Source organism: Armatimonas sp., from assembly GCF_043757465.1.
Taxonomy (GTDB): Bacteria; Armatimonadota; Armatimonadia; order Armatimonadales; family Armatimonadaceae; genus Armatimonas.
In genome coordinates, this window is record NZ_JAYVPL010000039.1 from 1 (window position 1) to 7,803 (window position 7,803).

Below are 7,803 nucleotides of genomic sequence, written 5' to 3' on the forward strand. Positions count from 1 at the left end.
TTTTCTATGCGGCATGGTGCGCAGCGCACCTGTGCCGTGCGGTTGCCGATTCCCCTGTCAGCTAAAGCAGACAGTCCCCTCGGTCGTTTAATTATGGATAGAGGCGAACAAGGCCATCGTTGGATTATGGGAAACTGGTATAAGAATGACCCTGTTGTTGACGGAGCACGCCAACGGATTGACAAGATGGAAGCGCTGGCACTAGCGGCAGGCATTCATGAGGTGCCCACTCTCTGGCTTCGGGAGAAAGGTGGTGGGAGCCGAGTGACGACTCCCTCCGCTAAAGCAGAGAGCTTCTGAAATTATGTCCAAGACACAATCACAAAAACAAACGGCTTCAAGCCTCAGGCTTCTTGCAGAACGCTCGGCGCTTCCGCCCACGTTAGCCTGCAAAGGCACCGTCCGTGCCCCAAGTGCAACTCGAAAGTTGCACCAACACTACAAGACGCGAAGATTTTACCTGGCAAACGAGATGTCATACTTAAATGTAGTTCCTTGCCAGAACCCCCTGGAATCTTCTGTAAACAAGGTGTGACGGCTAGATACTCCGACAAAAGTGGGAACCCGGAAAGCTAAAAAATAAAAATAAAAAAGAAAGTTGAGGGGCAAGGATTTTGCATAAGCTTTTTCCAAGCGGATGCCGATTCCCCTGTCAGCTAAAGCAGACAGTCCCCTCGGTCGTTTAACTATGGAAGTGACAGGAGTAAAGAATATACAGACGGTGCTGGAGAAGCTTCCGTAATATCTCTTGCACCCAAAACTGGATCGGGATAAACTCGCGACAGGTGTGAAATGAACATTCGACCTATCCACGACGACACCATCTACTGCGAGACCCTCACTGAGATTGAGGGGCTCTTCGACGCTGCGTCTGGCACGCCGGAAGGAGATCGCCTAGAGGTGCTGGTGACGCTCGTAGAAGCCTACGAGCGCAAGCATTTTCCCATTCTGCCGCCCGACCCGGTAGAGGCGATTGAGTACTGGATGGAGAGCCGGGGGCTGACGCGTCGTGATCTGGAGCCGTTTATCGGAGCACGAGGGCGGGTGGCGGAAGTGCTCAACCGCCGCCGTCCGCTGAGCGTGGAGATGATCCGTCGCTTACACACGGGCCTCGGACTTCCGGCGGAAATTCTGATCCAACCCTACGCTTTGCAGCGGGCGGCCTAGCCGTCGTGTATGCTTCTCTTGTGGTGAATGTCGAAGCGCCGGGTATCAAGCAGCCGCTGACCTACCGGGTTCCTGAGGATCTGGACGAGCTGACGGTGGGGGACTGCGTGGTCGTCCCCTTTGGGCGGCAGGAGGCGATTGGCTACGTCATGAGCCGCGAGGACGTGCCGCCGACTGATATTGACCCGAGTATTATCAAACCCATCAAGGCCAAGGTGCTGGGCGACGGGGCGAGCCTTCCCAAGGCCGTTCTCCAGACCGCGCAGTGGATGGCGCGGGAGTATCTCTGTGATTTGGCCACCGCCGTCCGTTCTGTGATTCCCGATGCCCAGGCGGCGCATCTCATTCGCCGCGTGCAGCTGGTGCCCGGCTGGGAAGAGAAGCTCACGGAGATCACGACGGCATCGCATAGGCTAGTCATCGAGACGCTCGCCGGTTGCCCGAGTGAGGCGGCGACCCTGGAGGAATTGGCGGAGCTGGTGGCGAGCCGCGTGGACTCGCCAGTGAAGCTGCTGCGTGAGCGCGGGCTGCTGCGGGACATCTGGACGGTCGAGCCGCCGCGCACGGGCGCACGCCGCGTGAAAGCCGCCCGGCTACTCGTGGTCTGGGACGATGCCGAGGACGCTGCTAAGGCCCGCGAGGCGAAAGCTCCGGCGCAGGCCAAGCTCCTGCGGGCGCTCTCCAGCGCGGGAGGCGGGCCACTTCCTGTGAGCAAGCTCATTGCGGAGGCCGGTGTCTCCCCTGCGGCGCTGAAAAAACTCGAAGCCGACGAGCTGATCATGATCGAAGTGCTTACCGAGCGGCGGCGGCCCTACTCGCTCAGCACCAGCGCCGTGGTAGCGCCCGAGCTCATGCCCGAGCAGAAGATCGCCCTGGAGGAGATCAAGCGGCGCTTGGACTCGCGGACGCATAACGTGGCACTGCTCTACGGGGTGACGGGCTCGGGCAAGACTGAGGTGTACCTGCGTGCCATTGCCGAGACGCGGCGGCGGGGCCGGACGGCGCTGGTGCTCGTGCCGGAGATCGCGCTCACGGCGCAGGTGGTGGATAGCTTCCGTAGCCGCATTGGGGACCGGGTGGCGGTGCTACACTCCCAGCTCTCTCTGGGCGAGCGGCGCGATGAGTGGCAGCGGATCGCACGCGGCGAGGCGGATGTGGTGGTCGGGGCGCGCTCGGCGATCTTCTGCCCGCTCCCCAATGTGGGTTTAGTGGTGGTGGACGAGGAGCACGAGGGCAGCTACAAACAAGACCAGCCCGCCCCGCGCTACCACGCCCGCGAAGTGGCGATTGCACGCGCCAGAGCCACCGGCGCAACCGTGATTCTCGGCTCCGCGACACCGTCGGTGGAGACATTCTACAAGGCCGAAAAAGGTGAGTATGGGTTTCTGCCGCTCCGCGAGCGTGCTCTCTCCCGCCCGCTGCCCAGTGTCGAGATCGTTGATCTGCGCGAGGGCTTCAAGAAAAACCAGCCCGCGCTCTTCGCCCCGCAGCTTCTGGAGGGGATCACCCAGTGCCTGGAAAAACGGGAGCAGACCATTCTCTTTCTGAACCGGCGCGGTTTCTCGATGTTCTTACTCTGCCGGGACTGTGGCTACACCACGCGCTGCCCAAACTGCGAGGTCTCGCTGACCTACCACCAGCGCTCGGCACGGCTTGTCTGCCACCACTGCAACTACGAGCACCCCGCTCCCGACATGTGCCCCAAGTGCGGCGGCAATCGCCTGCGCCCATTTGGGATCGGCACCGAGAAGATCGAGGAGGAGATCAAGAAAGCCTTCCCCACGGCCCGTGTGATTCGTATGGATCGGGACACGACCCAGGAGAAGAACGCCCACATGAAGATGCTGCGGCAGTTTCGCTCGGGCGAGGCGGATATCCTGATCGGGACGCAAATGGTCGCTAAGGGCCTGGATTTTGCAGGTGTCACGCTGGTGGGCGTGATCTCCGCCGATACCGCACTCAACCTGCCGGATTTTAGAGCCAGCGAGCGCGCCTTTCAGCTTCTCACCCAGGTGGCGGGCCGGGCCGGGCGTGGGCGCAAACCGGGCCATGTAGTTGTTCAGAGCTTTAATCCCGAGCACGAGTCCATCACTGCCGCCGCCGAGCACGACTACGAGCTGTTCTACAAGCGTGAGATCGCATTTCGTGAGGAGCTAGGCTACCCCCCGTTTGCAAGGCTCGCCAATATTATTGCCCAGGACGAAGATGAGCGGCTCCCCGAGGTCCGTCTGCGTGCTCTCGCCAATCGTCTCGAGGACTGCGACGGTCTCAAAGTCCTCGGCCCCGCCCCGTGCCCTCTCTCAAGACTGCGTGGTAAGTTCCGCTGGCATCTTCTGCTCAAGTGCGCCGACGGCGACGCGCTTCGTGCCCACGTCCGCCGAGGAATGCTCTCGCTCACTTCGTCGGATCGCTCGGGAATGACCATTGACCTCGACCCGATGAGCCTGCTGTGATTGCTCCTGTGTTTTGGTCTGCCTCTGGGAGCGATGACTCTAACATCGGGTAAAATAGTGACCACATGAGGCTCAATCAGGCGGAAGTCAGCGCCAGTAGTGCAAATTCTATCCGGCAGGGGCGCTCAGAGTGGCCCGATGCGGTCGCGTACCGGGAGGCGATCCAGAGTCCGGGCCTCACCCTGGGCGACCCGCTGCTCACGGGGGCAAAAGTCGCGGAGAACCGGCAAGGGCTGCCGATTGCCTACACGGGGCGCTTTGCTGTGGTCTTTCGCTTGCGCGGCCACGATGGCACGGACTGGGCGCTCCGCTGCTTTACGGCTCCACAAGACAGCTACGGAATCACACGAGGCACCCGCTACCGGCTGCTCGCCACACAGATCGCTACTTTAGACGATGTCTTCGTGCCCTTTCGCTTTGTGGAGGGCGGAATGCGGATTGCGGGCAAGTGGTACCCGACCATTGCGATGCGCTGGGCGCAAGGCGTGACACTAGGGCGCTGGGTGGAGCAAAACCGCGATAATCCCGAGCGGCTGCGGCGACTGATCGGAACACTGGGGACACTGCTCACGCGCTTGGAGGCGGCAGGAATGGCGCACGGCGACTGGCAGCACGATAACCTCCTGATCTCTGAGGACGGTAGCCAGGTGACACTCGTAGACTACGATGGCATGTTTGTCCCCGGGCTGGAAGGCTACCCGTCGCCGGAGCTGGGGCATGCGAACTACCAGCACCCGGAGCGCCAGGTACAGCACTTTGGGGTAGGGTTGGATCGCTTTGCGTGTCTGGTGATGCAGACCGCCTTGCTCGCGATTGCCCGCGATCCGAGTCTGTGTGTTAAGTTTGGCGATGGCGAGAGCCTACTCTTCAAGGCTGCGGACCTGCGCGACCCGGCGGGCTCGCCCGTGTTCGCTGCACTACGGGCGCAGGCGGAGCTAGATCGCGACGAAGCGCTTGCGGAGTCTCTGGCACGGCTTCAGGATGCACTGGAGCACGGCCCTGACTCCGCCCTGCTGCCGGTCATCTCCACCGATGAGCCCAAGCCGCTGCCCGTTGAACTGGTAGGCCCTCCGGAGCCGACCGTCCAGGAACGCCATGAGAAAGCTGATAATATTGACTGGATCAAGACCTACAGCGAAGTGGTCACTCACGACAAGTGGTGGCAGGCGGGGACGAGCTACCGCGCTGCCGGTCAGCGCCAGGCGGCCCGGGATGTCTTCCGCTACCTCATTCAGCTCAATGAGCGCGCCTTTGCCGAGAAAGAGCGGCAGAATATTCTCCTGGTGCGTGCTGCTCTGGCGGCGGTTGTTGTTCTTGCTGCCTTGCTCGCTCAGGCGATCGGGGGGACGTTCCTGCCGCTCTTTATTCTCCTCTGGTTGGTCAACGCCATTGGGATTGGCTATGCGAACTGGCCTCGCCGGAAGCTGCTGGATGAGCTGATGGCGGAGATGGCCAAGATGACCCAGCTTGCTGCGGAGCGCAAAGTCCGGGTGGCCACCCGTAGCGGGGGGACGTCCCCGCAAGCGCTGCAAGCCGCGCAGGGGGCGCAGGCCGACTATGTGGCGGAGAAGCTACGGCAGGTTCCTATCAATCGAGTCATTACAATAGATGGAATGCCAGTTCATACGAAGCGTGAGCTGGCGGTGGCGGGAATCACTAATGCACTAGATCTCTCACGCCGAACAACCCTGCCAGGAGTTCCCCAGCACCAGATCACTCTCTTGCAGACTTGGTGCCGGGAGATGGAGAAAGAGTTTGAGGACGAGTGGCGCAAGTACAGTGCCTCAGCTAAGAATGTCTCTGTGGATGTGCAGCGCCTGGAGATGGAGGTCGCCGAGTTTGATCGCGAATCAAACCGCCTCCAGCGTGAGCGAGAGCAGTTCCCCGAGACCAGCCTGCGCGGCTATGTCAAGAAGCTATTTCCCTTCCTGAAGATTTGATTCCAAGTGAGCATTGAGGCGTTTCTGACCCACTTGCGTGCCGAACGTGGCCTTGCGCACAACACAGCGCTGGCGTACCAGCGCGATCTGGTTCAGTGGGAGCAAAGCCTCTTGCCTTTGAATGTGGAGGGCATCGAGCGCTACGTTGCGCAGCTCCACACTGCCGGGCTCGCTCCTGCTAGTGTGGCCCGTAAGCGTGCCGCACTCTCCTCGTACTGTCGGTTCCTGAGCCGTGAAGGGCAGCTTGATACCAACCCGGTCTCTCTTGCGGCAACGCCCACACGTCCTGAGAGCAAGCTTCCTCACACCTTGACCACCGCGCAGCTTCTCACCTTACTCTCTATCCCGGATCGCACGACACCAAAAGGGCAGCGGGATGGTGCCTTACTCGAAGTGCTGTACGCGGGGGGGCTTCGTCTCTCTGAGGTGGTGGGACTGTGCTGGGGCGATCTTGACTCCAAGCGGGGGACGATTCTCGTGCGTGGCAAGGGCGGTAAAGAGCGCTATGTTCCGCTCGTCGCCCTGGTCTTTGAGAGCCTGCAGGCTCTTCGTTCGGAGAGTGCAAAGCCGACCGACTCGGTCTTTGGTGGCGTCGGGCGCGTGACCCTCTGGAGGGCTGTCAAGGAGAATGTCCTAGCGGCAGGGCTGGGGGATCGCCCCTCGCCTCACTGGTTACGGCATTCGTTTGCCACTCACCTGCTGAATAACGGAGCAGATCTGCGGGTGATCCAGGAATTACTGGGGCACGCTCGGATAACCACCACCCAAATCTACACCCATGTCGCCACCAAGCGCCTCCGAGCAGTCTATCGTGCTGCCCATCCACGCGCTTGATAAAATCGAAAAAGGCGGTATACTGACTCTCGCACCTCGTCGGGGCGTGGCTCAGCTTGGTAGAGCGCGACATTTGGGATGTTGAGGTCGCAGGTTCGAATCCTGTCGCCCCGATGCGAGTACCAGGTAGTGGTAGGGTGCAGTAAATTGAAATATGCGGGTGTAGCTTAATGGTAAAGCTCCTGCCTTCCAAGCAGATCACGGGGGTTCGATTCCCCCCACCCGCTTCAAATCTCTATTACCAGACGTCCCCGATTGTTTAGTGGGGAAAGCCGGGAGCACACTTGATCTGGTACGCCTGTCCGTGGTGGTAGCCGGGATGGAAGGCGAAGCGGGCGAGGGCTCCTTTGCCCGTGATGATTGGCCCCAGAGCACTCTTGATCTCCACCTGAAGCAGCTCTGCCGAGGGCTGGTAGATGACTTCTTTGACCATCGTGGCGGCTATGGCAAGCGCATCGGCGACGAGGACGGGGGTGATTTCGGAGGCCTCGAAGGGGAAGGGATTGTCGTTGACGACGCCCTCAGTTGCGCACTTTGCCACGCGCACTAGGTCTTCTGGGACGGGCTTACCCGCTAGTTGGCAGAGGAACCAGACCTCTACTCCAGCGACGTGAACCGCCATCTCACCGATGGAGAGAGAGCCGGGATACAAGCGGAAATTAAGCTGCTCCTGGCTCAGGCTCAGAACCTCCTGATCGAATCGGCCACGGCTTAGCTCCCAAGCTACGGAAAAATCACTACTCATAGTGCGCATTCTATCGTCTTTTTTTTGTATTCTCGTACTATTGCGCGGAACATGTGTGGTGTGCCTGAGCCGATACTTAAAGTAGATACACTGTGTGAGGAGTAGGAATTGAAAGAACTTCGCAAAAAACTAAGACTCGATATTTTGTCTTTCCTGATCGGAGTGCTCGTTAGCTGCTCGCTCGGTGTGGTGTTTTATTTTTGGCAAGCATCCCAACCAGAGCAGCCATTGGTAAGCCAAAACACTGAGGCCACTGTTCATGTGGTGTCTACTTTGATGCGCTTAGACTATGAGAAAAACCTTGAGGCTGCGAATGGGAAATATAAAGGTAAGATTGTCCATCTTGGGGGTGAGCTTGCATCCGTTAACGTTGAATCTGTAGAACACTCGTACATGCTTCTCTCAAATCGTGTGAAATGTTATTTTGATGGCCCGCAGGAGTCCTTAGGCAAAATTCCTGCGGAGACTTATGTGACTCTTAAAGGGATATGCACGGGAAATATTCACGGGAATATTGTGATGGAACACTGCATATTACTCAGTCCAGCTGACTATTGAGGGGCGGCACGGAATATGTCAATGATTTTGAGACACTTTTCTTTTTTAATTTAGACTCTTTTTGCCTCCAGACTTTCCCGGCAATCATTGCCCGCCGCTTCTGTTA

7 protein-coding genes and 2 tRNA genes are annotated in these 7,803 nt (G+C 59.3%); 8 read left to right on the forward strand and 1 reads right to left on the reverse strand.

Annotation, left to right across the window (positions count from 1 at the left end; translation table 11 throughout):
* Positions 1-126: 126 nt before the first annotated feature.
* The 7 genes from ACH2ED_RS05060 to ACH2ED_RS05090 all read left to right on the forward strand — a co-directional run bounded on the left by ACH2ED_RS05060 (position 127) and on the right by ACH2ED_RS05090 (position 6,621).
* A complete protein-coding gene (locus ACH2ED_RS05060; RefSeq protein WP_395089120.1) occupies positions 127-300 on the forward strand; it encodes a hypothetical protein in 174 nt (57 codons plus the stop codon).
* Positions 301-792: 492 nt separating this feature from the next.
* The gene (locus tag ACH2ED_RS05065) at positions 793-1,167 is read left to right on the forward strand and encodes a type II toxin-antitoxin system HigA family antitoxin (protein ID WP_395089121.1); all 375 of its coding nucleotides are present in this window, start codon (positions 793-795) and stop codon (positions 1,165-1,167) included.
* A gap of 5 nt (positions 1,168-1,172) precedes the next feature.
* A complete protein-coding gene (priA, locus tag ACH2ED_RS05070) occupies positions 1,173-3,620 on the forward strand; it encodes a primosomal protein N' (protein WP_395089122.1) in 2,448 nt (815 codons plus the stop codon).
* 65 nt (positions 3,621-3,685) lie between these two features.
* The gene (locus tag ACH2ED_RS05075) at positions 3,686-5,560 is read left to right on the forward strand and encodes a hypothetical protein (protein WP_395089123.1); all 1,875 of its coding nucleotides are present in this window, start codon (positions 3,686-3,688) and stop codon (positions 5,558-5,560) included.
* Positions 5,561-5,566: 6 nt separating this feature from the next.
* The gene (locus ACH2ED_RS05080; protein ID WP_395089124.1) at positions 5,567-6,394 is read left to right on the forward strand and encodes a tyrosine-type recombinase/integrase; all 828 of its coding nucleotides are present in this window, start codon (positions 5,567-5,569) and stop codon (positions 6,392-6,394) included.
* A gap of 40 nt (positions 6,395-6,434) precedes the next feature.
* Positions 6,435-6,508, forward strand: a tRNA-Pro gene (locus ACH2ED_RS05085).
* Positions 6,509-6,550: 42 nt separating this feature from the next.
* Positions 6,551-6,621: transfer RNA gene (locus ACH2ED_RS05090), tRNA-Gly, on the forward strand.
* 32 nt (positions 6,622-6,653) lie between these two features.
* On the opposite strand, the gene ACH2ED_RS05095 is transcribed toward ACH2ED_RS05090, so the two are convergent.
* Entirely contained in the window at positions 6,654-7,139 is a 486-nt protein-coding gene (locus tag ACH2ED_RS05095) for a DinB family protein (RefSeq protein WP_395089125.1), read from the reverse strand.
* A 108-nt stretch (positions 7,140-7,247) separates the two neighbouring features.
* Between ACH2ED_RS05095 and ACH2ED_RS05100 the strand changes: the two genes are divergently transcribed.
* The gene (locus tag ACH2ED_RS05100) at positions 7,248-7,697 is read left to right on the forward strand and encodes a hypothetical protein (RefSeq protein WP_395089126.1); all 450 of its coding nucleotides are present in this window, start codon (positions 7,248-7,250) and stop codon (positions 7,695-7,697) included.
* The last annotated feature ends 106 nt before the right edge of the window (positions 7,698-7,803 follow it).